General features: G+C 49.4%; 21 protein-coding genes and 1 pseudogene. 15 read left to right on the top strand and 7 right to left on the bottom strand.

Features of this window, described 5'->3' with window-relative positions; all coding sequences use genetic code 11:
• Positions 1 to 34 precede the first annotated feature (34 nt).
• The 4 genes from AABA21_RS05805 to AABA21_RS05820 all read left to right on the top strand — a co-directional run bounded on the left by AABA21_RS05805 (position 35) and on the right by AABA21_RS05820 (position 8,833).
• Entirely contained in the window at positions 35 to 1,537 is a 1,503-nt protein-coding gene (locus tag AABA21_RS05805) for a hypothetical protein (protein WP_338248043.1), read from the top strand.
• On the top strand, positions 1,538 to 6,910 hold the full coding sequence (locus AABA21_RS05810) for an FtsK/SpoIIIE domain-containing protein (RefSeq protein WP_338248044.1): 5,373 nt from the start codon (positions 1,538 to 1,540) through the stop codon (positions 6,908 to 6,910).
• A complete protein-coding gene (locus AABA21_RS05815; RefSeq protein WP_338248045.1) occupies positions 6,900 to 8,063 on the top strand; it encodes a cysteine desulfurase family protein in 1,164 nt (387 codons plus the stop codon). Before AABA21_RS05810 ends, AABA21_RS05815 begins: the two co-directional genes overlap by 11 nt.
• Before the next feature lie 626 nt (positions 8,064 to 8,689).
• Positions 8,690 to 8,833, top strand: coding sequence for a hypothetical protein (locus AABA21_RS05820; protein WP_338248046.1), 144 nt, complete (start codon positions 8,690 to 8,692; stop codon positions 8,831 to 8,833).
• Here AABA21_RS05820 and AABA21_RS05825 read toward each other — a convergent pair.
• The 3 genes from AABA21_RS05825 to AABA21_RS05835 all read right to left on the bottom strand — a co-directional run bounded on the left by AABA21_RS05825 (position 8,830) and on the right by AABA21_RS05835 (position 12,225).
• Positions 8,830 to 9,975 carry a protein rep gene (locus AABA21_RS05825; RefSeq protein WP_338248047.1) on the bottom strand — a complete coding sequence of 382 codons (1,146 nt, stop codon included), beginning with the start codon at positions 9,973 to 9,975 and terminating at the stop codon, positions 8,830 to 8,832. The two genes, AABA21_RS05820 and AABA21_RS05825, sit on opposite strands and share 4 nt — an antisense overlap.
• 702 nt (positions 9,976 to 10,677) lie before the next feature.
• Positions 10,678 to 10,935, bottom strand: coding sequence for an NADAR family protein (locus AABA21_RS05830; RefSeq protein WP_338248048.1), 258 nt, complete (start codon positions 10,933 to 10,935; stop codon positions 10,678 to 10,680).
• 114 nt (positions 10,936 to 11,049) lie between these two features.
• Positions 11,050 to 12,225 (bottom strand): toll/interleukin-1 receptor domain-containing protein, encoded by a 1,176-nt coding sequence (locus AABA21_RS05835; RefSeq protein WP_338248049.1) that lies wholly within the window; start codon positions 12,223 to 12,225, stop codon positions 11,050 to 11,052.
• 289 nt (positions 12,226 to 12,514) lie between these two features.
• Here AABA21_RS05835 and AABA21_RS05840 point away from each other — a divergent pair, with 289 nt between their 5' ends.
• The 3 genes and pseudogenes from AABA21_RS05840 to AABA21_RS05850 all read left to right on the top strand — a co-directional run bounded on the left by AABA21_RS05840 (position 12,515) and on the right by AABA21_RS05850 (position 15,668).
• Positions 12,515 to 12,949 (top strand): SMI1/KNR4 family protein, encoded by a 435-nt coding sequence (locus AABA21_RS05840; protein ID WP_338248050.1) that lies wholly within the window; start codon positions 12,515 to 12,517, stop codon positions 12,947 to 12,949.
• A 181-nt stretch (positions 12,950 to 13,130) separates the two neighbouring features.
• Positions 13,131 to 14,454: pseudogene (gene iscB, locus AABA21_RS05845) on the top strand (RNA-guided endonuclease IscB).
• Positions 14,455 to 14,702: 248 nt separating this feature from the next.
• A complete protein-coding gene (locus tag AABA21_RS05850; RefSeq protein ID WP_338248051.1) occupies positions 14,703 to 15,668 on the top strand; it encodes a phosphotransferase in 966 nt (321 codons plus the stop codon).
• A gap of 129 nt (positions 15,669 to 15,797) precedes the next feature.
• On the opposite strand, the gene AABA21_RS05855 is transcribed toward AABA21_RS05850, so the two are convergent.
• Positions 15,798 to 16,697, bottom strand: a complete 900-nt coding sequence (locus tag AABA21_RS05855) for a hypothetical protein (protein WP_338248052.1) — start codon at positions 16,695 to 16,697, stop codon at positions 15,798 to 15,800.
• Positions 16,698 to 16,729: 32 nt separating this feature from the next.
• On the bottom strand, positions 16,730 to 17,698 hold the full coding sequence (locus AABA21_RS05860; RefSeq protein WP_338248053.1) for a DUF488 domain-containing protein: 969 nt from the start codon (positions 17,696 to 17,698) through the stop codon (positions 16,730 to 16,732).
• Positions 17,699 to 18,112: 414 nt separating this feature from the next.
• Here AABA21_RS05860 and AABA21_RS05865 point away from each other — a divergent pair, with 414 nt between their 5' ends.
• The 3 genes from AABA21_RS05865 to AABA21_RS05875 all read left to right on the top strand — a co-directional run bounded on the left by AABA21_RS05865 (position 18,113) and on the right by AABA21_RS05875 (position 20,006).
• Complete coding sequence (locus AABA21_RS05865; protein WP_338248054.1) at positions 18,113 to 18,514, top strand: toll/interleukin-1 receptor domain-containing protein; 402 nt, start codon at positions 18,113 to 18,115, stop codon at positions 18,512 to 18,514.
• Positions 18,515 to 18,685: 171 nt separating this feature from the next.
• Positions 18,686 to 19,519, top strand: a complete 834-nt coding sequence (locus AABA21_RS05870; protein ID WP_338248055.1) for a hypothetical protein — start codon at positions 18,686 to 18,688, stop codon at positions 19,517 to 19,519.
• A gap of 94 nt (positions 19,520 to 19,613) precedes the next feature.
• Positions 19,614 to 20,006 (top strand): DUF1398 domain-containing protein, encoded by a 393-nt coding sequence (locus AABA21_RS05875; protein WP_338248056.1) that lies wholly within the window; start codon positions 19,614 to 19,616, stop codon positions 20,004 to 20,006.
• A 150-nt stretch (positions 20,007 to 20,156) separates the two neighbouring features.
• Here the strand turns inward: AABA21_RS05875 and AABA21_RS05880 are convergent, their stop codons facing one another.
• Both AABA21_RS05880 and AABA21_RS05885 read right to left on the bottom strand, forming a co-directional pair.
• Positions 20,157 to 21,017: a hypothetical protein gene (locus AABA21_RS05880; RefSeq protein ID WP_338248057.1), complete on the bottom strand. Its 861-nt coding sequence runs from the start codon at positions 21,015 to 21,017 to the stop codon at positions 20,157 to 20,159.
• A 197-nt stretch (positions 21,018 to 21,214) separates the two neighbouring features.
• Complete coding sequence (locus AABA21_RS05885) at positions 21,215 to 22,072, bottom strand: hypothetical protein (protein ID WP_338248058.1); 858 nt, start codon at positions 22,070 to 22,072, stop codon at positions 21,215 to 21,217.
• A 180-nt stretch (positions 22,073 to 22,252) separates the two neighbouring features.
• On the opposite strand from AABA21_RS05885, the gene AABA21_RS05890 reads away from it, so the two are divergent.
• The 5 genes from AABA21_RS05890 to AABA21_RS05910 all read left to right on the top strand — a co-directional run bounded on the left by AABA21_RS05890 (position 22,253) and on the right by AABA21_RS05910 (position 25,089).
• Positions 22,253 to 22,447, top strand: a complete 195-nt coding sequence (locus AABA21_RS05890) for a hypothetical protein (RefSeq protein WP_338248059.1) — start codon at positions 22,253 to 22,255, stop codon at positions 22,445 to 22,447.
• Between the two features lie 184 nt (positions 22,448 to 22,631).
• Entirely contained in the window at positions 22,632 to 23,099 is a 468-nt protein-coding gene (locus tag AABA21_RS05895; protein WP_338248060.1) for an RNA polymerase sigma factor, read from the top strand.
• Entirely contained in the window at positions 23,096 to 23,419 is a 324-nt protein-coding gene (locus tag AABA21_RS05900) for a hypothetical protein (RefSeq protein WP_338248061.1), read from the top strand. Before AABA21_RS05895 ends, AABA21_RS05900 begins: the two co-directional genes overlap by 4 nt.
• Positions 23,420 to 23,926: 507 nt before the next feature.
• Entirely contained in the window at positions 23,927 to 24,238 is a 312-nt protein-coding gene (locus AABA21_RS05905) for a transposase (protein WP_338247664.1), read from the top strand.
• A gap of 14 nt (positions 24,239 to 24,252) precedes the next feature.
• Entirely contained in the window at positions 24,253 to 25,089 is an 837-nt protein-coding gene (locus AABA21_RS05910; protein ID WP_338247663.1) for an IS3 family transposase, read from the top strand.
• Positions 25,090 to 25,320 lie beyond the last annotated feature (231 nt).

The following is a 25,320-nucleotide window of genomic DNA, read 5'->3' on the forward strand; positions in this document are numbered from 1 at the left end:
AAATACTTCCAACAATAAAAGTATCGATGTCGATATGCTGGTGGACGAAGAGATCTGGGGCCATCGCATCTATAACGAGCAAACACCCTGGCTCTGCTTCCTTGAGTTCCTAGGGGTCCTCTACGCCATTCAGCAAGATCCAAACCAGCAGGCGTTTGTCGAGGCCGAACCCAATACCTTGAGCTATCTTCCACAATACCGGCTCTACTTACGCAATATTCTCTTTAATAATCCTCGCCTGGTCGCTGTTGTGAAGGAAACAACAAACGAGGAGGGGCGCTGGCAGCGTTGGTTCAGCTATATGAAGGATAGCGGCGCTGGACTGAGCGAACAGCCTGACTTTCACTACTTACAGCAACGCTTCGAGAAATTTACCGATTTTGTGAAGGTGATCGATTTTCTCCGTGGAACAGCCATCGAAGGCGATAGCAACAAACGCTGGAGCTCAAAATTTGTCTTCCCTTACGGGCCTTCTTGCTTCTATGAAGATGTCGCCGTTTCTACCAAAGGATCGGTCACCAACGATAGACGGTTCTTTGCCCGTACCGGTGAAATTCTCTATCTGATGCTCTGCCGTAGCAATCGGGGATCGGAGTTACTGTCTGAGTTTGAAAAGATGCTCTTCACACCCAATAAATGGGATAAAATCGTCCGAGCGCTCCAGCCGGATGAATCTAAAGAACCCAACCCAAGCAAACCAAGGGAAGGAGCCTATCTCCCCGGCGGCACACGCCAGAGATACCAAAATCTCGCCGATGATTGGCTCAATATCTTCCGCTGCTCAATGCCGGGATATGATGCCCTTCCACACATCGTAACCATTATGGGTCTACATATGATCCTCTATATTCTCGAGCGCGCCTATGAAACCATCCAGCGCTCGGACCGCGTTACCTTTGTTCTGGAGATCATCAGTCCTGAAAAAAACAGTGTCCATCAGCTAGCCACCGCCTCTTATCAGGAAAATAACCGCCTGACGCAACAGGCCCTTGAAGCATACATCGATCAAAAAATCACGGCTGCCGACTGGCAAGAGGCGATCGCGAATAATGATATTGAAGCCTTACGAGAGCTGTTTGATGAAGATTTTGCGCTGAAAGATGCGGACAAAATTGATGCTAATCAGGACGCGGAAAAGGCCATTCGAGAATTTAAAACGCGCGTCTTCAGTCGACATCAGAAACACCTTGAGAAAGTCCATAGTGTTTGGGGCAGTGCGATCGGCCTCTCTTCCAGGCGCAACAGTCGCTACATCCGCTACACGCCAAAGGATATGTTGATCAAAACGCTTGTCCTATGCACTGTTTCGGGTCGCATGGAATTTCAAGAGTTCCTGCATCAGCTCTATGAGAAATACGGCTTTATTATTGGCCCTAAGCAGGCACTACAGTACTTCGATGCAAAAAAAGCTGAACAAGATGACTTTACGATGAATGCCAAGAGGCTGGAAGATCGTCTGGCGAGTCTCGGCCTGCTGAAACGGCTTTCAGATGCATGTGCTTACGTTGAAAACCCATTCGCCCAGGAGCGCCAATAAATGAATACACATCAGTTGATCGGTCTGGTCGCCGCTGATATCATCAAACAATCACTGGAAACGCGTGACGAGCAGGACACAACCGTTGCCCGCTTCCTGTTGGACCGCCTCACACACGCGCAGGTGGCGGAAATTTGTCGCCAGGTCCTAAGCGATTCTCGCCTGCATGATGTAGTAGAAATTAAGATCCCACAAGCCTTTTCTGCAGGGGAGCAGTTACCAGAGTCAATCTTAACCAATGAGCGTACCACTTACTGGCGCAATGCTCCCTGCGACAAACCCATTCTCATCCTGGCGAATAACGATGATGATCAGGGACAATCTTTAAATGAGCTCACCTCTCTCAATGCGAAAGAGCTCAAGTCCAGCATTAGTACCTGGATTATGGTTGCTAGCCGGATGCTTCCGTTGACTGAAGAGCAGAAAAAACAATGGGGTAAGGCCCTGACCGGATTACAGCAGGCGAACGAGTATACGCTGGAGATGTTTGCTGAATATGTGGTTCAAGTTCACAATTGCATCGAGCAAGAGCACCTCCCACTCGTTGATGCGCTTGGTTATGCTCTCCCTGTGCTGGAAATTCCAAGAGATACGGGATATTTCCAGGCCATCCCCGAGAAAAATCGCACCAATATCGCTAAGTGGCAGAAACTCTATCAGGAAGCCATCTCCAAGCGAGCAACCCTCCTGCGCAAGCATCTCCCCAATCAGCAACGCATTGAGGATGATGATCTCCAGAAACAGTTCAACAATGTAAAGGATGAGATCGTATTAGAGGCTCATCCAGTTATACAACGCTTCCTCACCGCGCCCGATGACTGGACTGAAGAGAGCGCTCAACTTGCCCAATTCGAGTGGGAGAAAGACGGCATCAGTGGACTCTTTACCGGTCTCAAAGTCAAGAAGTTAGATCTCGCCACCGAGACCAAGGAGTTCTTTGAAGACGAAAATCCAGATGAACTTACGCCAGACGATCTTAATTACCTGGAGACGCTCTCGAAACGGAAGACCCGTGAGCCAATTGATGAGGATAGAGAATTCTACGATCGGCACCATCTGACCCTGGATAAAAAACGTCAGCTCAAAGCGAAGTGGGATAAATTCGTCTATGGGAAACCGATCGAGTGTACCGATTTTATCGTTGGCCTGCTTGACTGCATAGAACGGCTGATCGCCCAAGCCGGCGGCGCTCAGGAAAAACGGCACTTCACAGTGAAAACCCAGTATGAAAAGGGGAAAAGCAAGTGGCTCAATGCACTCAATCAGGACGTTGGCCTCTATTTCTGTACCCGCTACCGGGGATTCGATACACTGACCAGTCCATTCATCGAGTGGCAAACCTTCTGGCTGTTTGAATATGATCAGCTCATTGAGGATCAAAAAAGCAAGACCAGCAGCAAAGGCGAGAAATTTACCCCGAATACGTCCGCCTCACGCGACGCCACACAGCTCAAGTTCCAGATCAGCCTAACCTATGTTCTGCATGGCAAGCAAGAAGTGGCAACGACCCAACTGATCTGGAAGTGCAATCCTGCCACCATTGGGATGGAACTCAATGATGACCTGAACCGCTTGAGCAAAAAACCATTCCTGCTGACATCGGTCAATCGCGAACCGGTCAGTAAAAAGGGACACCTGCAGGAAGTATCCTTAAGCGATGTCAGTACCCTTGAGGCGGCCTTCAGCCAGGATAGAGGCTCGCTGGTCAGCACTTCAACCAAGGCACAGGATGCGTCTAAAATCTTCCTAACCAGACTTCAGGAGGCAGAGAAAGATAGACGCCTTGCACCAGATGGGCAGAACATACTCAAACAAGCCTGGAACGCATTCGCCGCCAGTTATACCAGAGCCATCCAGAGCTTCGCCGATGCGGAAGGCATTGCCAGTGACGATATTCTCCATCAGGCCGATGCCTATTGTCATCTGCTTCAGATGCTGCAGCAGTATGCGAATGGCGATAAAAACCGTGTCGATCTCTGGCATCCCGTTTTAGAAATTGGCACCGTTCGCATTCAGGAAGGGAAACCGGCCGCCATTATTACGCCGTGGCATCCGCTGCGCTTGCTCTCAATCTCGGTGAAGGCGCGCCAGATCGCCCACTTTGTCAAATATCTCATCGGGACTCCTGATGTCGAGTTTGGCGATGATCGGCTCTTCTTCTTCCACCTGAAGAACGACATGAGCCATCCTTACTATCCAGAGGTGACCGTTGGCTTCCAGGGTGAGCAACCCAGGCTCCTTAGCCTGTCAGATACCGTCAACGACTATAGCTTGATGGAGATTCCATTGCGCGATGACACTGATCAAACGACCAACGAAAATCCGCAAGAAGCATCTGAAAAGGTGCGCGAGGTCATTCGCCGCTATCTCGAATTGCAACCCCATAAACGATCCAATATGGGGATCGTCCTCTACAATTGTGACTCCAAAGGTCTACCCATGGCAGTGGTTGATAAACTCTCATCGCTCTATGAGAATAAAAACGCGAATGAGGTGTGTTGTCAGATCATCCTGCGCCACCAGGACACGCAAAAGCTGAGCGAACTCTACGAAAAAATGATCAATGTCGTCGAAAGTGATCCCGATGCGTTTATTGCCAGTGAATCTGAGAATGATTTTATGTCACGTCTGCGCATCGGCATTATGGCGACCGATGCCGAGACCAACGGCAACTCACAGGAGAAAATGACCGACATCGTCTTCTTACAAGATGTCATTTCGCGACAGGCCCAGATTGTCTGGATATCGGTGGACAGCGACAGTGATGTTCCGCAGCCCTTACAGCACTTCCCGGCCCGCTGGTCGCGCCGCCATCCTACGTCATATGGAGATTTGCGCTCGATCGTCTATCTGGTCTGCCCCAGCCAGCCCGCCGTGGGCACAGCCTATCTAGATGCCATTCATGATGTGGTTGGGCAACAGTCAGAAAAAGGGAAGCACTTCATCCCATCACGCCAGGTTTCGTTTCAAGATAATAAAACTCAACACATTTTCCAGGAAGTTCATCAACTCGGTGAATGGGTGGTCAACTATGATGACCTGCTGGAGAGACGCCTGCTCCAGCATCAGGATGTCACCGTCATCAAATACCAGCAAAATCGCGCACAGGATCGCAACTTGATCATTTCTTCCACCTCATCATTCCAACTACTCCAGGTGCTTGTCAAACAACGCCTGGAGAAGCTAAGCCTCTCCAGTGAGATTGATATCGAGGCGTTGGCCAAACGATGTATCAATGAAGCCAAAACGCTCTCGGGAGACATCGTTCTACGTGCCGCGCGCCGTGGTGCGAATGCCAGTGAGTTGATCGGGCTGGTGCTCAGCAAAAGCCTCATTGCGTCCGAACTGCAATCCAACGAGCCCGTTGGCTGGTTCTTCCTGGATGACTATGCAAGTTGGTTGGGACAGGATGAACAACAAATCGCAGACATCATGGCCCTAGCTCTCTGTGAGTACAATGGTGTCCCCACCTTAAAAATTATTATCTCTGAAGCCAAATACTTCGAGGCTAACGTGGCCGATGCCCGCAAAACCTCGCAGAAACAACTAAAAGAGACAGTTCAACGCATTCAAGATGCCCTCTTCCAGAATCCCAGCCGCCTGGACCGTGATATCTGGCTGGCCAGGCTAAGCGACCTGTTAATTGATGGTATCCAGGTCAACTCTCTGCAGGCCATTGATATCCAGCAGTGGCGTGATAATCTGCGCAAGGGCAAACTGCAGATCGAAGTCAAAGGCTATTCACACGTCTTCTCTCCCATGCCAGACGTAGTGATCAGCGATGATCCTCAAGTCAAACTCGCAGGAGTCGATGGCTGCTATCAGGAAGTCTTTGGACGCAAGAACATCCAGGATCTTCTGCTGGCACTCTACCGCAACAAATCGAGCATGCCGGTCCGCGTTAGCTTGGGGGATGATCGTCCATGGGATGTACACACGCCGCGCTATCCGGCTCCAGACGCTTTGTGGACGGCACAGCCTGCCGTAGCGCGAGTGTCTTCATCCAATGGGCACACGCCTGGAGGACCATCCAATGATCATCAAACACCAGTGGCACCATCCAATGGTCATGCACCAACGACCCCAGACGTCATAGGCAGCAATGGTTCTGGCGGACACGTCGTAACAAGCAATGGAAACACTGTACCCAATCAGACGCCAGTTACGACCTCGGGTTCGGTTCTCACCCAGATCCACAACCAACTGTCGGGCACGAGCACACAAACGGCCCAGGTCGCGACCAAAACCGATGTGATCGAGAAGAATGAGCAATGGAACCAGAATATTCAACAAACATTGCGGAGCGCGCTTATCGGCTACAACCTTCAGGCCAAGATCCTGGGTTCGCGCCTGACGCCAAACGCGCTGCTTATTCGGCTCAAAGGTTCAGACCACCTGAAAGTTGAGGATCTTGAGAAGAAAAAATCGGTCTTGCTCACTACACATGGTCTCTCCCTCCTCAATATTACGGCTCAACCAGGCGAGATCGTCGTCTCGATTGCGCGTCCGCAGCGAGAAACCGTCTCCTTGCTCGACGTGTGGAAGGAACGAGAACACTTTGCTGCGCCAGGAGAGATGAACCTGTGCTTTATCCTGGGCATTAAAGAGATGGATGGCGAGATCCTCTACCTTAATGTAGGCAAGTCCAACGATAAGGTCCAGCAGCACGCGCCCCATACACTCATTGCCGGAACAACGGGCAGTGGCAAATCGGTGCTGATGCAGAATCTGCTACTCGACATCTGCCAAACCAATTCATCCAAACTTGCTCACATTTACTTGATTGATCCCAAAAAAGGTGTGGACTATCAACAACTGCTAGATCTGCCCCATCTACGAGAAGGCATCATCACCGAGCAAGGGAGGGCGCAGGAGATTCTGGCCTCGCTTGTCACCCAGATGGACCAGCGCTATGATCTTTTAGCGAAGGCGAGGGTTAACAACCTGGTCGACTACAACAAAAAAGTTGCCCCCGAGGAACGCCTGCCAGTCCTCTGGCTCGTGCATGACGAGTTCGCCGACTGGATGTTGGTAAGTGAGTATAAAGAGGCGGTCTCCGCGTCAGTACAGCGTCTGGGCACCAAGGCCCGCGCCGCCGGCATCCACCTCATCTTCGCAGCCCAACGGCCGGAAGCCAACATATTGCCACCACAGCTACGAGACAATCTGGGTAACCGTTTGATCTTACGCGTTGAAAGTCAGGGCACCTCTGAAATCGCCCTGGGAGAAAAGGGAGCCGAAAAACTGTTGGGCAAAGGACACCTGGCAGCCAAACTTGGTGGAGAAATCACCTATGCGCAGGTCCCATTTCTCTCCAACGATGATCAACTCCAAGTTGTGGAAGCAATTAGAAAGTACGACAATGAACGCTAATACCCGGCAAAAACCCATTTACATGGATTACCATGCCACCACACCTATGGATCCACGTGTAGTAGAGCGCATGCTCTACTACATGACCCAGGCGTACGGCAACGCCAGCAGCACCGACCACGCATATGGAGATGAAGCAGAAGCGGCGGTGGCGACCGCCGCTCGTCACATTGCGACTCTGCTCGGCACAGCCCCGCGCAACATCGTCTTTACCTCTGGAGCAACTGAGAGCATCAACCTGGCCCTCCAGGGACACTGCAATGCCCGTGGTATCCGCCAACGCATCGCCATCTCCCCGATCGAGCACAAAGCCGTCCTTGACACCTGCCAGGCCCTCGAGCAGCAAGAAAAAGCCACACTGACCTGGCTACGCGTCGACCAACAAGGGCGCATCAATCTGGACTATCTGAAAGAGGTCTGTCAGGAAGGTATCGATCTGATCTGTATCATGGCTGCCAACAACGAAATTGGCACCATCACCCCTATCCAGGAAATCGCCAGTATCGCGGCCCAATACAACGCCGCCTACTTCTGTGACGCCACACAAGCGGCTGGAAAGGTCCCTATTGACTTCGATGCCACCGGCATTACGTACATGGCACTCTCCGCGCACAAAATGTACGGTCCCAAAGGATCAGGCGCCCTCCTCGTGCAATCAGACGCTAATATCGTCCCCCTCATCCATGGAGGCGGGCACCAGAGGGGTATGCGCTCCGGCACCCTCAACGTCCCTGGGATCGTCGGACTCGGCGAAGCCTGCAAACTACGCGACCACGAAATGGGCCAGGATGAGGCAGCGATTCAAGCCAAAAGAGACCGTCTACAAAGCCTCCTGCAGGCCGAAATTCCCAACATCGTCATCAATGGAGATCTCAACCATCGTCTAGCGGGCAACCTCCACATCTCCATTCCTGACCTCGACAACAGCATCCTCATTGCCCACATCCGCCACCAACTCGCCATCTCTACAGGATCGGCCTGCACCTCCGGTGTGGAAGCCCCTTCGCACGTCCTGCAAGCCATCCGCCTTCCCGCCAACCTCATCGCAGGCGCGCTCCGCATCAGCATCGGCAAATTCACCACCGATGAGGACATTACTGTCGCAGCCCGACTTCTCGTTCAAACCTACCAAACCATCAGCCAAAAGAGCTAATATCTCAGAAGAGAGGCATGAATAAACTGCCTCTCTTCAACATCCCCTCTAACCTTATCTTTTACTAACGAACCGGGAACTTTCTTCGCATCAGTACCAAGCACAAAGCCAGCCGACCAGGTAAAAGGAGACGATCTAAGAAACCCAGGCGACGAGCTGCGCCTGGCCAGCGAAGATCACGTACCCGTTCAAGACGGCGGTAGCTCACGCAAGGATGAGGAAGGCTGCACCTGGCCAGCGAGGTGGTAGTCGTACTCCAGCAGTATCGACAGCCTTCCTTTAAAAAAGCGAATGGACGGCTCACGCACACTCCAGAGTGGGCATTGCGGAATGGGTTCAAAAAAAGCGAATGGACGGCTCACGCACACTTCTACTTGGGTGCCAGTTAACGTTCCCACAGCGAACCAACGCCGCTTCGCTGCTTTGTTTGTGAACCCCTCCCTTCCTTTCCCTAGCCGGACTATACCGCTTCGCATCTTCTGTACAGGTCCCTTTGCGTTTCAGTCGCGAACACCCCGCTTCGCCACTTTTTTCTTGTACATTCCCTCCCCTTTTTCTTTTCCTGTTTCCCCAGTCCTGCTTCGCACCTTTCCTATTGAAACTAACAGTTATGCAAGGAGGATTCCATGAGCATTCATGTGCACACCATCATCTCACAACTGCTGCAGCTGGTTGTATACGCCCACACAGCAGTAATCTACGCCAACCCATTTATAGAGTTCATCATACACTGCAGGCAGGCCGGAAACTTTGTGCGTTTACTAACCTAGTAGAAGGGAGACGGCAACCCATCGGTCTCTAAGCAGTATAAGAAGTCAAGAATAAGTGTCCAATCACCGTATCGCGCTACCTCCAGCAGCATTCCACGTGCCTCATACTTTAAAATCAGGTTCCACTGCGAGCGCTGCAACTTCCCCAGGCAAACATTGTCATCTTCTGCCACTGCCGCTTGTGCCACCTCTTCGTCGGACAACGCCTCAACGTTTCCCAACAATTGGGAGCGCAATCCAGCCGACCATACAAGTTGATGCTTTCCCTTAAACCACTGCGCATATTCTAAGAAAACAGACTCATATTCAGTTTCCCCTTGCGCAATACGCTCTAATAAACCAAAGGGAGTCAGGTGTTCATCACCCCGCCCCTGCTTCAGATGCGATTTTGTGATCTCAGTTGCAGCGCTCCAGACAGTATCTTGCGGCTCTCGTCCAAATTTGGCAACGTAATCGGCTACCGCACCAAAGGTACGATCAAATTGAAAGCCTCGCTCATTCATCTGCAAGCCAAACTGCTCAGCACTCTTCTGCCACTGCAGACGAGCCACACGCTCATATTCAAATTCATCAATATCGCCAGCAAAAAAAATCAGCTCATGGCAATGAGGATGCCATCCATTCACCTTTGACCAGGTCACTTCTCGAACGCTCACCGTCCCTAGAACCCCAAACTCTTTACGCAACGCCTGTGCAGCGCGCCCTTGCCGGGACTTCTTTCGCGCCGCTAGGAAAGACGCCAGAAGATCTGACAAAGTATCAAAACGATCATGAGAAACGGTATATGTCGCCAGATAGACTGCGCCACCATTTGCCACGCAGCGTGTCACTGCCTGCTCTAACTCATCGCGACGCCGCTCCGAGATCCGAGACGCGCACATCGGACATACCCATACAGATCCGCATGTCATCAACCCATTGAAGTGGGCTGAACATCGTTGTGGGGAATACATCACATCTACAGTCGCGCTCTGCGGCCTACGCATACAAAATGCGACACGCTCGTCAGGCAATAATACCTGAGCCGCACGCTGCAGCCGCCATTTTGCCAATCGCTTCTGTTTAAGCCGCCCTTCATCCTCCACCTCAACAGCAACTTTATGCTCATTTTCTCCAACGGGTACATTGTTCATTAATTTCATACTAAAACCCAAATGCAACAATACATAGTTAAAGAAATTCAAATCAAAAAAGCAATATTAATAACCATTTACCTCTATAGGATTAAACACATCATTTATATTAACTCGTCAATAATGAATTAGTAACGTCATAAAGAGGTGCTTTTGGCACAAAAAATAGGATCATAACCATTTCTCTATACAAAGAAAAAAGGTCATGATCCCTGGTGCATTTTTATTTATCGCGCTGGGAGTAGAATGCTACTGCTCCCAAAACAGTACACAGAAGCCCAAAAACATCATGGCGCTGGCCACTCGATTCAAAAGGCCATTAGGATCAGCGACAAGAAGGATATAGCCGGGCATAAAGAACAGAAACATGCAAGCCATATAAAATATCAGACGTCCAGATCTTTTCATTTTTCGCTCTTTCAATATATTCGTGTGAATTTGCTTCTTATACGTGCGTGCATATTCGTCCGTTTGTTGAGGTTGCTTTATTCTGTGTCACACGTCACTGGCCCTATGTTATCATGGGTGGGCCTGCTCCACGAGTTCGGAGCGCACGAGTTCGAGGATGCGGCTGAGCCAGTTTCGTCCTTGGCCGAGCAACCCCCCAGTAGCGGCTGCTGTCCTAGCCGTTGACGAGGCGTCCGTCACCGGTGACGAGGAGCTGTGCGGCCAGGTCGGGATGCTGCTGGAATTTAGCGTGTACCAGGCGCATCATGCCAGAGAGGCGCTCGATGTTCTAATCGGGGCGCAGCTCAGCCAGAGCAGGCCCCGCTGCGCCCCGACTGGAGTCTGGGCGTGGATGATGCGCTCGCGCGCCTCTGCATCGGTGGTGGCCATAGCCCAGTAGGCATACTGCACCGTCGCGTACGTGCGTCCATCTAGCGTGAGGGGGGCTGGATAATCATTGGCCAGATACCCCCGAATGCGTTCCCTATTCACTACCCCATATGTAACATTCCTGTACGGCACATACAGCACTCCTAACCTACAAACATAAGTCAGACATTCATTTTTATTGACCGATTTACCACGATAATAAACTTACCCTTCACATCCTGCATCATAAACGGCATCGAAAAAGCCTCAGGAGTTGTCCGCATTGACAATCGTTTCAATCACCCTCATCCACACTTCATCTTTCTCGTGTGTAGTCATCTTACTCAACGGAGTAGATGGGTTATTCACGGCCTGAAAACGCGCCAGGTTGGTGAGCCGAAACAGACACGGACCAATAATAACGGGAAGGATTGTCACACCTTCTTCTTCTGAAGCTCCCAATAGCAGAGAAAGTTCGTTGTCTAAAATAAAATCTGAAGCCAGGTAATCGACGCTTATAAGCAGCACGGCGACCCGGGTGGCATCGATCGCTTTTCTGATAGCATTCTGCCAATCTTGCCCTGGGTTGATCTGAGTATCATCCCACCACTCAATCCGGCTATTTACCTGGGCCGCTTTCAGATGGACACGTAGGCGCTCCAGTTCATCTCTGTTTTCGTGGCTATAACTAATAAAAACCTTCGTACGATTACTACTGGGAGGTTCAACGAATTCAGGTTGTTCCTTCGAAGGAGTTTCAGGAAGAGCTGTCTCAACAGGAGCGGCAACTCCTTTTTGAGGAGGATGATTCTCATACAGATACACCATCATCTGAAACGTATCAAAACCATCAGACAGGGCCTGCGACCGCAAGAAAGTTAGTAATTGACGATTCAATGCCATGAGGTCGCCTTGCGGCTCTTCTCCAAACTGGCGTAAGAAATACCGCAGGTGCTCAGGATTGGCGATAGGCAGAAAATGATCAGGGAAGTAAAGATAGAGGGGTTTCGCCCGCAGTGAATAACGTCGTGCGCCAAGCATTTTGGCCCCCACAGCATCGAGGGACGCAAACTGTTGTGCTTCTGTTGCATCAATCAGGGCACATATACCAGACTTCATCGCCGCCAAAGCATCCTCTTCATCCTGATATGCGCTATTCCAACGCCAACGATTCTCGCTTTTACTCCACCAGACACCAAACTTGGCAGAACTACCACCACTGATACTTCCCAAGACTTTGGTCTTGAATTCTAACCAATTGCAGAAACTCTCGGGTTTCCCCATGGCATACTGGTCAAGCGTCATGTTTCTCAGGTTTTCGCTGGGGAAATGCCGCACAAACTCCTCGCGCAACGCCTTTAGTTGAGGAGGAATGGTTTTGGGATGCTGCCGTAACCAGGAAGTATTAAAAATCGAAGATTGCCCATCATTTTGAAATATCATATGCCTTACCTATATTATTTACTTTGTAGAGCATTATAACGCCAACAATTCCTCTTTATACTGTATTATATAGATATATTTCATAATAGACAATTGCGATAGTAAATAATACGCATGGAAAATAAAATTTCCAACGACATCTCTTTCAGAAGGAATTGCTTCATAGAGGCAGTAATCCACTCAACCCCAACCTGCAATGCCTCTTTTACCCAATGAACCAGATAGCTTATTGGAGCAGCAAAGACCTCGGAAAGCCTTTGCTTGAGAAAAAACTTGAAAAGGAGAGCGAATGGACGCAATTCAACACAGTTGGTGCCGCATTGAGACCTGGATGCAGCATCATGCGCCCTATACCTGGCCCAAGTTTGTCCCTGGAATTTCTGACAGGGATATACAACTAGCAGAAGAAATCCTGGGTATGACATTACCTGCCGACTTTACGGCCTTCTACCGTATACACAACGGCCAATTCTGGCTGGACTTTGTCTCACACATGCAACTTCTTCCATTGCAGAAGGTCGTGAAAACATGGATGGAAATGCAACAGTTATGGAAAAAGGGTGTATTTGAAAGGCGCAAACCTTATTATTTCTTTGATCGCCTGTGCAAAGATTGGGAAACAGGTCCGATTCAACCCGTCTGGTGGCATCCGCAGTCAGGGACCCCACGCATACATGCGGGGGCTTGTGAAAGCAAGCCCACACCTGACCAGTCTCAGCCTTGAAATACAGGCTCCGTTCGGGAGGAAATAGGTACGGCAGGGTGCATGCCAGCCCTGCCCGCTACGGTCAGCCGTTAAACATCTGTACGGGGTGAAGGACGTGCGGTTGACGCCAAACCCTCTCGAACATTGACGAGGCACACATTACCCCGGCAACGGGAGGCTCTGAAAGGAGCAATTAACGATGTCACAGGTATTCCTGCTTGATACCACAAAGAAGCCACTGAACCCGGTTCATCCGGGAGAGGCACGACGCTTATTGTCACAAGGAAAGGCCGCTGTGTGGAGGCGCTTCCCCTTCACGATCATCCTGAAAACCGACGTGGTTGAACTGGTTGTCCACCCGTTGCGTCTCAAGCTCGATCCAGGCTCCCGAACGACGGGGATCGCGCTTGTCAACGATGCGTCAGGCCAGGTGGTCTTTGCCGCTGAACTCTCGCATCGGGGACAGGCCATCAAAGCCAGCCTGGATGATCGCAGAGTCGTTCGACGCTCGCGGAGACGACGTAAGGCCCGCTATCGCAAAGCGAGATGGCAGAATCGTCGAGTCCCCAAAGGGTGGCTTCCCCCATCCTTGTTCAGCCGTATCGCCAATGTGCTGACCTGGGTCAAGCGCCTCTCCCGACTCTGTGCCATCACCGCGATGAGTATGGAGTTAGTCCGCTTCGACATGCAACTGATGGAGAACCCGGAGATCACAGGCGTTGAATACCAGCAGGGGACGCTCATGGGCTTCGAGGTGCGAGAATACCTGCTCGAGAAGTGGGGTCGCACGTGTGCCTACTGTGGAGCGACGGATCGTCCTTTACAGGTTGAGCACATTCACCCGCGTGCCAACGGTGGCACGAACCGGATAAGCAACTTGACCCTGGCCTGTGAAAAGTGCAACACGGCCAAGGGGACCCAGGATATTCGGGTCTTTCTCAAAAAGAAGCCCATCGTCCTGGAGAAGATTCTGGTGCAGGCACGCCGTCCGCTTAAGGATGCTGCCGCCGTCAATGCGACGCGGTGGGCACTGCTAGATCGGCTCAAAGCGACGGGGTTGCCGGTAGAAACTGGTTCGGGTGGCCTGACCAAGTTTCATCGCTTCCAGCGCAAGATGGCCAAGACGCATTGGGGTGACGCCGCCTGTGTAGGCAAAAGCACCCCGGAGGTATTGAAAATCGATCAGATCCATCCATTGCTCATTCGGGCGACAGGACATGGGAGACGACAAATGTGCGTCACCGATAAGTTCGGTTTTCCCAAGCAACACAAAGGCCGAAAAGGGACGTATCTCGGGTATCGGACTGGTGATATGGTCAAGGCGGTCACGCCAAAAGGGACGTTCCAGGGGCGTATCGCCATTCGCTATCGACCATCATTCATTCTAAGGAAGATCGATATTCATCCGAAATATATGCGCCGTCTGCATCGGGTAGACGGTTATGAGTACCGATAAGAAAGGAGTGCGCGATGCTCCTCCCCATGGGTCAACCGAGGGGTACCCGCATCACGCGAATTGTTAGATGGATCCCCTTTGCTATGGATCGAGCTGGCAATTTTTGTTGCCTGGACATGGCTCCTGATGTGGGGGTGCTATTGGTCAGATCATCGATTGGGATCACGAGTGTGGCCCATCGCGAACGCTTTTTCCCAGTTTTGGGCACTTGCTCTCTACTCTGGCTGACCAGGTAGAATCTGGCGACTATGTTGATACGGACGATGGCCTGGAGCTTCGTTCAAACAGGTAATGTACAAAGGCAAGGCATGTATCATGGATCATACACCGAGCGTTCTACCTCATGATGTCCTAATCCATCTGCTCCAGGAGACCATTACTCGTCACGTTTCAGCAGAAGCGCAGATAGAGCATGTTGCGTCAGTGCCAATTACGCCAGGGCTCTCAGGTGCCAGAATCCAGCGCCATCAGATCACACTCAAAGCACCACAAGGGCCGAAACAGGCTTCATTGGTAACAAAGGAGGCAGGGCTCCTTGAGCGAAGCATCCTCACTATCTTAAACGAGCAAGGTCAGCAAGCAATCCCATTCAGCCATACTTTGGATCTCACAACAGATGGCCCCGCTCTGCTCTGCTTGCAAGATCTCAATCCGCTACCAGAATCTGCATCCGAGCAAGCCTCTCCGCCAAGCCTGCTTCTGCAGAAAGCACAGGGATTAGCTGCTATCCATGTTGCCAATCGCGGTCAACGAGAGGCATTTTCCTGGTTACCTCGTGCCGATCGCTCATACGTGACAACCTACATTCAACAGCGCTTCTGGCGTCCGGCCTGGGAACGTGTCGTTCATAACTCGGTATTTATCCAGCTTTTTGGTACGGAGATTCCCCAAGTTGAAGCCGCAGCTGCTATCATTGCCGATGAGATGGATGCCCTCTATCAAGAAAACAACATGCTAACGTTGGTCCACGCTGATTTAAACCCCAGCAATGTCATGATATACGAGAACACCCCATACTTTATTGACTGGGAACTTCCCCGTTATGGATCGTTCTATCTGGACCTCCCTCATCTCTTTCCAACCCTAGAGCAAGCAGAATATTATCGGCAAGCCCTGGGAGAGACGGAAATACGCATTACACCTGAAGAGTTTGCGGTACGCTATCGCATCGCAGCACGTTTTATCGGGTTAAGATACATCTGGCTTCCTTTAAAGGCCTGGCAGGAGGATCACACAAGGACAACGCGGATTCGTCATTACCTCTCCATGATCCTTCAATAGGAAACTGTAAGAGTTCAAGCACGAGTAAAAACTGAGTACTGAACCAGTGTACCTTCTGTCGCTAGCCGCTACCTGGTGATCAATAAGTTAACTATGCTGACTATGGGCAAGATTGATTTGCAATCAGAGTTAGTCAAACAGACGCTGTTGCTGTATCCCATCAGTTCGCAGCGAGCTAGATGGAATATCCTCTAACGCGCTGTTACGAGATTTGGGTGGAACAAATAAGCCAATGATAATAAATGGATTGGAAGCAATTTTATGGTACAGCTGGGTCGTTCCCAGAAAAAAGTAGATGTCCTTAGTCCGAAATTCGTCGAGATATTTTTCTCGGACCAGGGCGTTTGCCTTTTTCTCATCGTGATTATATTTGTCATAGCATCGCCAGTATAAGGCCCCTAATTCCCAGTTCTCGATCATGAGTCTGTGAGGTCTGGTATCTCCATCAGAGGTAAACTTGTAAAAATACTTGTAGGGGAGTTTACGAACAATTCTGCGTGTCTTTCCCTGTCCCTGCTCATCCAAATCAAACAGGTTGTACTGGAGCAGTTGATCCCTCCATTCCTGCTTCCATTCACGCTCGTCTGGTTCGATAATCAAGTCCTCAATCCGGCGCGGTTTGAGGGTGGCCAGAGATTTGTTGGCATCGCTCTTTGCCAGCCTGATAATCTCTTCCATAAAGGTGAACACTTCGTTCAGGACATACTTCTTTCGTTCTTGCCAGTCACGATTTTTGCCGGTGTCGATCTTCTCCCCGACGTGCAGGCTCTCTACATCATGCTTCGGGCGATAACTTTCCGGGCGAAAATCTTTTCTATTACGAACCAGATCCACCCTCACCCAATGATATTTAGAATACTGGTTCCCATAGGGAAGGGCTCTAAACGGAACAGGATAGATGCGAATCCATTTCCCATCAGAAAGAAAACCCGCTGTACATACTAATTCATCATACTTGCTCGAAGGTAAAGGGTACGTTTTTACGGTGATTAACACGTTCGCGCCGGGTATCTCTTCCGGTAGATACACGTTGCACCCCCAATGAACTAGCAGAGAATACATTATACAGATGAATATAATGTATTTCTATCCAAAAGTCCATTGCGGGCATTTTTGCTCTCTTGATTGATAGTGCGTGCATCCTCACTGTGCAGATGAATAATTGGTACGTGAAAATCAGGTTCATTGGCCAGATATGCTGCGATTCTATGGCGATGGCAATGCATATGATCAGCTTCAAAACAGGTGATTGCAACACGCTTATCGTCTTTAGCGATCTGTTTAAGCCTGGTAAGTTGTTCCGATTGCTCAGGCAAAATATGCTCAGAGTAGAAATTAAAGAGTTGACGATAATCAGATTCACTCTGCAAGTCGTGTCGAAGATTGGAAGGAATACCAAGCTCTGGCACATGTATATATGTGATACCTGCATCACTCAGAAAATACGAGAGTTTCTTTTTCGAGAAACCATATTTCATCGAGATAGGATTTTTCCGTACATCAATCAAGGCAGCGACATTGTTGGAGATCAGCAAGCCAAGATATGCGTCGATAGAGAGACCTTCATACCCAATAGTGAAAAACGTGGGTTCCTGGGATTCGGTCCAGTTGGCAGAAAGATATTCGTCCCTCGGGTTAGAAAATAGCGGTTTTCCAAGTGGACCATAAGAAAAGTAGTGGGGAGCTTCTAGAGCAGCCTTATGAAGGAGTGCTTCACCACGTAACGCCCCAATCTCTGCAGCCAATGCATATAAGACAGCGCGATCTTTCGCCTGCACCTGATCAATATATGGGCCGGCAGCGGCTAAGTGAAAATTATCCTGCGCTGCCAACAAGCCCAGATCAATGAGCCTGTTATGATCTTGTACCAGAATAAAACTCTTGTTCCCGGTGGCATGAGGGAAAAAATCATAATACTGTTTCCCTCTACGCAAACAGAGCAAGAGCAAAAGTTTTTGACAATCCAGCATATCTAAAGAGCCACCAAAGGCCTCAAGAAGAGCTAGCAATATCTTTCTTCGGTAAAACATCCTACAACTCCTCGCCAGAACATAGATCTCTCCAACCACTATAAACGATCAACGCCCGGAAAGAAGCACTACAGTACTATTAAGGCGGGTCATAACAACCAAAAGTATTACTTCTATATTTTAGAACATATGATCTCATCTGTCTATGAGGGAAATGGCAGAGAGGTGAATAGAAACATCCTAATTGTCCTTTTATGGGAACGTATGAAGCTGTTAAAGCCCATACTGATACAGAAACAATGCCTAACATTATGCTTGCTCTTAGAACAGACACGTATACGAAGGAGACAGAACGAAAACTTGCTTCGCCAAATAAACATTCAAAATATAATTACGCGTATATCTACACTTACTTATCATATGCAAATATGCTATGATCTTTTACAACAAAATCTAAAAAGCCGAGAGATAAGTATGAATGTCGAATTACAGCACCCTCTCCATGTCTTTTTTTGTTATGCACGCGAAGATAAAAAACTCCGAGATGAACTGGATCGTCACTTGACCAGTTTGAAACGTCAGAAGGTAATCGAGACATGGAATGAGTACGAAATTGTAGCAGGCGTCAACAGACAGCAAGCCATTGATGCCTCTTTAAAAGATGCCGACGTCGTTCTGCTCCTCATTAGTTCAGACTTTATTTCCTCTGATTATTGCTATAGTTATGAAATGAAACAGGCCATGCAGCGTCATGAAGCAGATTCGGCGACCGTGCTTCCCATCTTGCTCAGGCCGGTCGACATTACTGGTGCACCGTTCAACCATCTCCAGATGCTTCCACGCGATACTATTCCCGTCACACTTTGGAAAAACTAGGATCAGGCATTTTTCTATATTACGCAGGACATTCGCCAGGCCATTGATACCAGAGCCTCTAAACTTATCCAGACTCAACCAACCATCACGAACAAAGAGATAACTAATTCTTCTACTGCCAACGATCTTAAGCACCTCTCAGATCCACAGACGCAAGAAAAAGGATATGTAGTGGATGGCATTGAGGATTTCGCGGCGGAGATTGATACAGTGCCTGCAGCGACGCGAGATCTTTTTGTATATATTTGCGACTGGGCGCGCAACCTTGAGAGGATCGCACCTGTAAAGCTACAAACATATCATGGAAAATCGCACCGACTCACCCTTTTACCGCGGCTCCGCGACGATATGGCTGGCTTAATTAGCATTTACAACGTTAATGGTACTCTTTCACTGCAATGCTGGAGAAGTGTATTTGTCCGCCACGCTCCTCAACACCTCACGCTTATCGAACAACACTATGGAGAAGTGGGACAGGGAAATTATCTGCACAAGATCGACCAGAACTTATTTGACATTCTTACCAATGCTTATCTAGAGGCAGCACATCTACCTGTTGCTACATCTGGAGAAAAACCAGCAGGAGAATATCCACCATCCATTCAGCAAAAGAGCGATAACAGCAATAAGATCGATCTTATTGTTGAGGCAGCCTTCAAAATCGGCGCAGATAAACAGGCGGTATCCTTAGCAAATCTATATGATGAATATATGAATTCTAACCCAGGTATTAGCAAAGGGTCTAACCATGGCAGCTTCGACGCCACAGTAAACTATCATTGTATCAATATGCGCTCACGCTTCTATGATGTAAGAAAGCGATATCAACAAAATGCATACTGGATTACCAAACCCTTATTCAAGCGAGTTAGCCGTGGACGTTACATGCTACTTTCCCAAGAAGAGATTACGGCATTTCAAAAATGCATCCAAATTAACGTTCCACTGATTTATGAAGACGATTACAATATTACTATGATGATTAAAGAGAGCCACAAACTATAACAATATGGGCAATATCTATAACAATACTCTCATTTTCTCGCAGCATGAGGCTCGACGTGTAGTTTCCAGCCTCCAGTCATGGTAGAATGCATCTATGTTTACACTTGAGCAACTCAATGAGATACATGATCGTCTTGGCACTATGGAGAGTTTCTCTCAATACGTGCGAGCACTTCGGGCTGTTGGTGTTGAAAAATATGATTCATATGTCACTGATGGCCACTCAGAGTTTTTTGGTAAGAATGGGCACAAGGTTGTCTCGCCTGCCGTCCACGATATTCTCCCTATTCATGAAGTGAGCGACAGTAACAAAGCGCAAGCACATCTCGATCTGCATAATCAGGGAAAGACAAGCTATCTGGAAATGTCCAAAGGACTAGCGGACAGCGGCGTCGAAAAATGGACCGTGGATACGCACCGTATGACGTTTGCTTGTTATGATAAACAAGAATATGAATTGCTAAAAGAGGAGATAGACAGTAACTAGATTGTCCTCCTAAAAGCGGCCAAATAACGCATCGTACCAGATCCAGGGGTCAGGAACGCCGAAGAACTGCCACAAGCAAACACATAGAGCACACAAAAAAGATGTTGACCTGATGTATTTTATTCATAGCGATTCTTATTATCACTGAACTTATTGAAACAAATAGAAATGCTGCACTTTCAATAACTCAGCGCCCAGGCGAGCGACATCAGGGCTATTCTCATATCGATAGTCATGTATCAAAGCCGTATGAATGTTGGCGATCCGTGTGATAAACACAAACGATTGGATATCGTCCAGCAAGCTCAACGCATTCCCCGCGCAGGCAACGCACATCTCTATCTGGCCCTGTGCCAGGTACGCATCAGCCTCGACAATATCGGTATAGACATAGCGACGTCTCTTCTGGACATCGCTGCGATCAACATGGTGGATCTCTCGGAGCGCTTCTTTCCCCCACTGGACCGCCACATATGCTTCGGCTTTATCGATGTGATACCATTCGGCATTCACATTCATGAATTGCCAATCCCGCTGAAAATCGGATCTCCCTATACAGGAGCTCGCATCATCGATCGTTTGTAACGCCTGTTTTTTCTCCGTTCCTGATTGAGCCGTATAGGCATGCACTAATCCCGCTTCGGCCAGAACGGCACTCCATAACGGACCATGAAATCCGTTTTTGTTTTGGCTCCCTTTCGCAAGCGAGAGGGCAGCTTGAAACGAGGTTTGCGCTCGATACAGATTGGCGCAATCTTCCAGACAATCGGGCTGGATACCCCACTTATCAAACTCGGCGTACCCTTTTTTTAAGTAATAGGCCTTAGCACCAAGCTCAGTATAGCCTCTTTCATTGGCTAACGCGATAGCTTTGTCCAGAAAGGTAATGGCTGTATCAGAATATCCCTGATCGCGACGAATATTGCCATATAAAACGGGGTACTGGCACAGCAACAGCGCCACATCAGCATGGGTATGCATCTTTCCATACAGCAGTTGATCTTGCAGCAATGTGATCTTCGTCAGTATCTCTCTCAGTGTAACTGGAACGTCTCCGTATGATCAGAGATCCTGGAGCCGACTCTAAAACACATTACAATGTTTTCAAACGCCATGTCTGCATAGGTCTATCACAATAAATAGAGGCAAAAATGAAGCGCCATAGCATATGAACAAACGAGAACACCGAGTACATTCTGGCCTCTATATTATTTGTTCTGATCGTCATTTTTCTTTTTTGAACGTTGTTTGTGCTTGGATAAAGCAGCTTTATAATTTTTGAGCAGAGGCAAGTTTGATTCATCGACATCTAAGTGATATATATCTCGCTCCGCATGCTTACCAATATATTCGAATCCAGCTTGCTTCAAAATGTTAGCACCATCAACAGTTCCAGCACAAGCATCAACAGTTGCTATATCCACTCCACTGTTTGCCCATTCAATCATAGTTTTTTGAGCAAAATTCTTTAAAAGATATGCGGCATATCGATCCCTTTGCTCTGGTATAACCTTAGTGGACGTCATCATGTCAATGATAATACACTCAAGCCTTTGGCCTGATTGAAATTGCATAATCCTATGGGATCCTAAAGCCCATCCCCTTTGACCTTGTTTGAATTCTAAAATGGCATCATGCGTAAAAGGGATAAAATTAATTGAAGATACCAAATCCCTATCTCGATATAAATAATGGGTTATCTCAGGATTAGCTTTCAGAAATTCCAGTCGCATTTCTCTCGTTTTTTCAGCGTTCTTCCTTGAAAAATTAAGGGCTGCTAATTCCATTTCATCTTCGAGAGTTTCGAGCGTTGCTACCTTATATTCGAATCTCGCTTTCCCTCCAGCTATTAGAAATGCCTCTATTTCTTCAGCAAGGTCATCTATATCCGCTTTGCGATAATATCCATACCCTCCAAGGAATGGTATCCGCTCAATTTTCCTGGTTTTGATAGTGTAATTAAATTTATCTCTATCCATGCCCAACTTTTGCTGGGCTTCCTTAGCTGTATAATATACTTTTGCAATTTCCTCATCCAGGTTCTCAAGTTTCTTTCTCCTTGGCATAAAACAAGGCTCCTTCTAGATCGGCTACCTTACTAGTATACACCAACATATGTGTAATTTGTGTAATTTATTAATATTCAGGAAAATAAGTGCCTTAACACTTGACAGTTACCCTTTTTGAATTTAAAATAAATGTGTAGATTGTGTAAATTATGTTTATTGTGTAGGAGATGAAGCCGAATGATAAAGCTGGAAGGAGAAATATATCTTAACGCATCTGAGGTAGCAAAATCATTAGGTATCCCTAGACATTTGTTTTATGCAAATGTAAAGCCGTCTATCAAGGCACATAAGATAAAACCGAGGAAACAACTGCTGTATAAGCAATCGGATTTAGGTGAATTTAGAGGAATAGAGCTTGCAAGAAAAGTATAATCACTAGTTTCAATAACAACAGCAACAAACTAAGCGGCACCGAAATGACGGTCCAGGTCAGATCGGCGCCTGACCAACGACAGTAGAATGTGTACTGCGTTGGCTTCGGACATTATCGCACATTGTCTGCCAGTCCTGAAGCCATGCAGCTATCTGTAGCCAAATATGGCGAAAGGACCAGGTTATGTCCCAATCTCATGCTGCCCCGTCACGTGCGGATGCAGCTTACCATGATGACTTTTCTCCCCAGCAAACCCTGCACAGCCAGGCCCGCCATGGCGGCATCCAGGCACGGCACGCGCTGATCACCCAATACCACGCGCCCATCGCCCGCTATGCCACCCGCCTCACCGGTCGCCTGCAGCATTCGAGTTGCGAAGACCTGGTCAGCGAGGGCATGCTCGTCGTCATCGAGCGTCTGGAAGAGGCGCTCTCCAAACCCAACCCGATCGCCTGGCTGCTGGTCAGCGCCCGCTATCACATGCAGCGCTACAGCCTCCTCGACGAGTCCGACACGGTCCCATCTATCGAGACACAAACCCCGAGCCAGCGCCACCCGCTCCACAAAGAACTGAGTGTGGCGAAAAAGCTGCTGGCCAAGTGGATGACGCAGACCGTTACCACTGAGGCGAAGATCGGAGGTGTCGCATGAGCATTCTCCTGGACACCCCGGCCGTCTATGGCCTGCACCTCATCTGCGCACAGAACCAGTTGCTCAGCCTCGTCGCCGGCCTGGAGCAGGCTCGCGCGGCGCACGCCCCCGGGACACTCACCATTCTCGACTGGGGCTGGTCCTGCAAACAGCACACCGGCTACGTCGTCCTCTCCTGGGCAACCACCTTCGAGGGCGACGAGGCCTACCAGGCCTACGCCGACGAACTCCAGCGCATGGAGGTCATCATCGACATGTGCACCTATGAGCTTCCCCCACCGGAGCACGAAGAGGAAGATCCACGTAGAACAACGGACTAAGCAGGCACAACGAGGATCCTCGCCTCCAGTCTCGGCCACCAGACAAGGCACCTGTAAAGCGGCGTTCTACAGAGCGGGAGGCCTCTATGTCCTCCCACCATACTGCACCTGTATCGAGCGGTCGGCCGGCCAGCCAGTTGAAAGCAGGAGGAGCCAAGCAGGCTCCCGGTTGAGACAACGAGCGGCTCCTGGCTCGCGACCAGCTGAAATACACCCAAACAAGAGCGCATTCGTCAATGAGAGGACCAGGAGATCACCTTGCTGATCCCATCCTTGTGAGAACTGATACAAGCAACGGCGACCAGGCACACGAGACAGGGAGTCATCTCCCTCCAGGAAGCGAATTGTGGCATCACTACTCAGGGAGAAAAGAAAGGAACAGGCAGACACGATGCACGGGATACAGACACGACAATCAAGGCGAAACGCGCAGGCAGCCGCACCATCCCACCAGCCGCTGTAACGTACCTGGTACAATAGACGGTGAAAGAAGAGAGGTACGGAAACATGGCAAGCAAGCGGAAAACGTATACGCCGGAATTTAAATTTAAAGTCGTCATGGAAAGCTTTCAGCGCGAGACCACCCTGGAAGAAGTGTGCCGAAAGTTTGGCCTGGCCAGCTCGGTGATCAGCCGATGGCGTCAAGAATTTCAACAAAAAGGGCCAGAGATTTTTGCCGATCAACGCGATCCCAAAACACGGAACCAGTCACAGGGCCATGCACCAGGAGAATCTCCTGAAGAATTGAAGCAGCTCATTGGTGACCTCACCGTGCAAAATGATCTGCTAAAAAAATCCCGCGGGCTACTGGGCAATTAAGCGCACATGAGAAAGTGGAACTTGGGCGAACCCTCTGCGCTTCTGGTGGTCCGATCAACAAAACACAACTCGCCCGTGCTCTTGGTATCGCTCGCAGTAGTCTGTATCTGCAGCTTAAGCGACCGCAGATGGATAAGCAGCTCGTCGTCGCAATTGAGGGTTGGCAGGAACTCGATGACACACTGGGGCATCGCAAACTAGCGAAGCTCATCAACACCGGAAAGAATCGCGTCAAACGAGTGATGCACAAATATGGCATCGCCGCTCGACGCAAAAAGAAGAAGTATGTCTATCCTGGCAAGGCGACGCAGACGGCTCCAAATCTAGTCCGAGACATGAGCGAGGAGGACACGCACCAGGTGATTTTTTCCGACATTTTTGAAGTGCATCTCGCGGATCAATCACGCGTACGAGGCTGTTTTGCCCTGGAGAAACAGACGCGCCAAATCTTCGGGTTAGCTTTTGATTATCATATGCGCGCCGATCTGGTGACCAGCGTCATTGAGACCATGACCTTTCCTACGGCTGACGCCATTTGGCATAGCGATCAAGGCAAACAATATGGAGCACAATGTACTCGAGATCTGTTGTTGCAAAAAGGATTCCTGCAATCGATGAGTCGTGCCGGCACGCCCACGGATAATGGCTATGCCGAGCGTTTTGTGGGCACCTTCAAGCTCGCAGTAGCTGACCGCCGTTCGTATCACAGCCTGGGCCACTTTCTCGGGGCGGCAGAGGCATGGATCAATTTTTACAATACGTTACGTCCCCATGAGGGCGTCGGCAATTGTTCACCCCTGCGCTATGCGCAAGATCATCAGTTGCATGGTGCTCCCTTGATTTCCTTATGAGAACGTCTTTTTTACTGGGTACTTTACACGCCATAACGCTCCGCACCCCCGTAAGGCGTCGCTACCCATCACCTTGAACGAGCACGAGTAGCGGCTTACAGCACACGGGCGCGCTTCACCCCCTCTATCACTGGCCAGCGAGCAACTGGCAACCAGACAACCCATCACCTGATCGCGGCATTCCAGGCAGACATGACAGCTGCCACGAAGGTCGCGTCAGGGGCGCGTGTT

This window comes from Dictyobacter halimunensis (assembly GCF_036245075.1).

Excerpts from the sequence above, each read along its gene's own strand:
- AABA21_RS05815 (WP_338248045.1), top strand. The coding sequence starts at position 6,900 with ATGAACGCTAATACCCGGCAAAAACCCATTTACATGGATTACCATGCC.
- AABA21_RS05835 (WP_338248049.1), bottom strand. The coding sequence starts at position 12,225 with ATGATATTTCAAAATGATGGGCAATCTTCGATTTTTAATACTTCCTGG.
- AABA21_RS05900 (WP_338248061.1), top strand. The coding sequence starts at position 23,096 with ATGAGCATTCTCCTGGACACCCCGGCCGTCTATGGCCTGCACCTCATC.
- AABA21_RS05850 (WP_338248051.1), top strand. The coding sequence starts at position 14,703 with ATGGATCATACACCGAGCGTTCTACCTCATGATGTCCTAATCCATCTG.
- AABA21_RS05875 (WP_338248056.1), top strand. The coding sequence starts at position 19,614 with ATGTTTACACTTGAGCAACTCAATGAGATACATGATCGTCTTGGCACT.
- AABA21_RS05885 (WP_338248058.1), bottom strand. The coding sequence starts at position 22,072 with ATGCCAAGGAGAAAGAAACTTGAGAACCTGGATGAGGAAATTGCAAAA.
- AABA21_RS05810 (WP_338248044.1), top strand. The coding sequence starts at position 1,538 with ATGAATACACATCAGTTGATCGGTCTGGTCGCCGCTGATATCATCAAA.
- AABA21_RS05905 (WP_338247664.1), top strand. The coding sequence starts at position 23,927 with ATGGCAAGCAAGCGGAAAACGTATACGCCGGAATTTAAATTTAAAGTC.
- AABA21_RS05805 (WP_338248043.1), top strand. The coding sequence starts at position 35 with ATGCTGGTGGACGAAGAGATCTGGGGCCATCGCATCTATAACGAGCAA.
- AABA21_RS05895 (WP_338248060.1), top strand. The coding sequence starts at position 22,632 with ATGTCCCAATCTCATGCTGCCCCGTCACGTGCGGATGCAGCTTACCAT.
- AABA21_RS05865 (WP_338248054.1), top strand. The coding sequence starts at position 18,113 with ATGAATGTCGAATTACAGCACCCTCTCCATGTCTTTTTTTGTTATGCA.
- AABA21_RS05825 (WP_338248047.1), bottom strand. The coding sequence starts at position 9,975 with ATGAAATTAATGAACAATGTACCCGTTGGAGAAAATGAGCATAAAGTT.
- AABA21_RS05860 (WP_338248053.1), bottom strand. The coding sequence starts at position 17,698 with ATGTTTTACCGAAGAAAGATATTGCTAGCTCTTCTTGAGGCCTTTGGT.
- AABA21_RS05890 (WP_338248059.1), top strand. The coding sequence starts at position 22,253 with ATGATAAAGCTGGAAGGAGAAATATATCTTAACGCATCTGAGGTAGCA.
- AABA21_RS05820 (WP_338248046.1), top strand. The coding sequence starts at position 8,690 with ATGAGCATTCATGTGCACACCATCATCTCACAACTGCTGCAGCTGGTT.
- AABA21_RS05840 (WP_338248050.1), top strand. The coding sequence starts at position 12,515 with ATGGACGCAATTCAACACAGTTGGTGCCGCATTGAGACCTGGATGCAG.